2 tRNA genes and 2 rRNA genes are annotated in these 2,035 nt (G+C 48.7%); all 4 read right to left on the minus strand.

The features are described 5' to 3' along the window. Positions 1-131: ribosomal RNA gene (locus F3D68_RS10940) — 23S ribosomal RNA — on the minus strand; the annotation flags it as partial. A gap of 224 nt (positions 132-355) precedes the next feature. Further along, positions 356-431 (minus strand) — tRNA-Ala (locus tag F3D68_RS10945). Positions 432-438: 7 nt separating this feature from the next. After that, positions 439-515: transfer RNA gene (locus F3D68_RS10950), tRNA-Ile, on the minus strand. 81 nt (positions 516-596) lie between these two features. Continuing rightward, a 16S ribosomal RNA gene (locus F3D68_RS10955) occupies positions 597-2,035 on the minus strand; the annotation flags it as partial.

Here is a 2,035-nt window from a genome sequence, read left to right on the forward strand (position 1 = left end):
CGGGTTCCCCCATTCAGACATCTCCGGATCAAAGTTTATTTGCCAACTCCCCGAAGCTTTTCGCAGGCTATCACGTCTTTCATCGCCTCTGACTGCCAAGGCATCCGCCGTTTGCGCTTATTCTCTTGGTCATTACTCTATAATAAATTGTTAAAGATCTCTTCTTGTGCTCAAGACATTCACCTGAACTGCCTTGCTTCAAATCATTCAAGCAATCATTTATATTTATAAACTCTTGCTTTCATTCTTCTCGCGCCTTGATCAGATAAATCTCTTTAGCACAATATAATAATTAAAATTAAGTTAAATCAAATCAAAGCATTCTTTGAACCTTAATTAAATATCGATGCGTAGATGGTGGAGCCAAGGAGGATCGAACTCCTGACCTCCTGCGTGCAAAGCAGGCGCTCTCCCAGCTGAGCTATGGCCCCATAAAAATGGTGGGTCTGAGTAGACTTGAACTACCGACCTCACCCTTATCAGGGGTGCGCTCTAACCAGCTGAGCTACAGACCCAATCTACTGAAAAAACATCAATTGTAAACACTTAAATACTTCTCGCACTTTCTTAAATATTTATCGTGCTTTCGCACCCTTTAAGGAGGTGATCCAGCCGCAGGTTCCCCTACGGCTACCTTGTTACGACTTCACCCCAGTCATGAATCACAAAGTGGTAAGCGCCATCCAAAAGGTTAAGCTACCTACTTCTTTTGCAACCCACTCCCATGGTGTGACGGGCGGTGTGTACAAGACCCGGGAACGTATTCACCGCGGCATTCTGATCCGCGATTACTAGCGATTCCGACTTCATGCTCTCGAGTTGCAGAGAGCAATCCGGACTACGAACACCTTTCTGAGTTTCGCTCCACCTCGCAGCTTCGCTTCCCTCTGTAATGCCCATTGTAGCACGTGTGTAGCCCTGCCCGTAAGGGCCATGATGACTTGACGTCGTCCCCACCTTCCTCCGCCTTATCAGCGGCAGTCTCTCTAGAGTGCCCAACTTAATGATGGCAACTAAAAATAAGGGTTGCGCTCGTTGCGGGACTTAACCCAACATTTCACAACACGAGCTGACGACAGCCATGCAGCACCTGTCTCATAGTTCCCGAAGGCACAATCCAATCTCTCGGATCTTCTATGGATGTCAAGGGCAGGTAAGGTTCTTCGCGTTGCATCGAATTAAACCACATGCTCCACCGCTTGTGCGGGTCCCCGTCAATTCCTTTGAGTTTTAACCTTGCGGCCGTAGTCCCCAGGCGGAGTACTTATCGCGTTAGCTGCGCCACTAAGTCTTTTACACCAGACCCAACAGCTAGTACTCATCGTTTACAGCGTGGACTACCAGGGTATCTAATCCTGTTTGCTACCCACGCTTTCGTCCCTCAGTGTCAGTTTAACCCCAGATTGTTGCCTTCGCCATTGATGTTCCTTCCGATCTCTACGCATTTCACCGCTACACCGGAAATTCCCCAATCCTCTAGTAAACTCTAGTTAAACAGTATCAAATGCAGTTCCCAGGTTGAGCCCAGGGCTTTCACATCTGACTTATCTAACCACCTACGAACCCTTTACGCCCAGTAATTCCGATTAACGCTCGCACCCTCCGTATTACCGCGGCTGCTGGCACGGAGTTAGCCGGTGCTTATTCTTTAGGTAACGTCAAATTATCCAGCTCTTAACCTGATAACCTTCCTCCCTAACTAAAGTGCTTTACAACCCTAAGGCCTTCTTCACACACGTGGTATTGCTGGATCAGGGTTGCCCCCATTGTCCAATATTCCCCACTGCTGCCTCCCGTAGGAGTCTGGGCCGTGTCTCAGTCCCAGTGTGGCTGATCTTCCTCTCAGAACAGCTATGGATCATCGCCTTGGTGAGCTTTTACCTCACCAACTAGCTAATCCAACGCAGGCTCATCGTACAGCGACTGCCTAAGCAACCTTTGACCCGAAGGTGTCATGCGGTATTAGCAGTCGTTTCCAACTGTTGTCCCCCACTGTACGGCAGATTCCTACGCGTTACTCACCCGTCCGCCACTA

It is taken from the genome of Cysteiniphilum sp. JM-1, assembly GCF_008711525.1.
Taxonomy (GTDB): Bacteria; Pseudomonadota; Gammaproteobacteria; order Francisellales; family Francisellaceae; genus Caedibacter.